The organism is Mesorhizobium sp. M2E.F.Ca.ET.219.01.1.1 (assembly GCF_004016445.2).
Lineage (GTDB): Bacteria > Pseudomonadota > Alphaproteobacteria > Rhizobiales > Rhizobiaceae > Mesorhizobium.
This window is the reverse complement of sequence record NZ_SADT02000255.1, coordinates 1-289: the sequence shown is the minus strand read 5'-3', so window position 1 is coordinate 289 and position 289 is coordinate 1. Positions and strand designations below refer to the sequence as shown.

The following is a 289-nucleotide window of genomic DNA, read 5'->3' as shown; positions in this document are numbered from 1 at the left end:
GGATCGAGGACAAGACCTGGAGTTTTTCCGCTCCCACCGTGAGCTTCATGCCGAGCGGCGTGGTGCATGGCTTCGACATCGAACCAGGCACCGATGCCATCGTCGTCTCGGTCGCCGACGATGCGCTCGCCACGCTTGCTGGCCACAGCCTGCTGCCGCTCGACCGGCCGGTCTTCACCGACGCCCTGTCCCAGCACGCCGCATGGCAAAGGCTGGCAACGGTGCTGGACATGATCGCCGCCGAATACGCCGAGGCGCAGGGCGGCAGCGACAAGGTGCTGCCGGCGCT

1 pseudogene is annotated in these 289 nt (G+C 67.1%); it reads left to right on the top strand.

Annotation, left to right across the window (positions count from 1 at the left end):
• Nucleotides 1-289 (top strand): annotated as a pseudogene (locus tag EN862_RS35740) (AraC family transcriptional regulator); the annotation flags it as partial.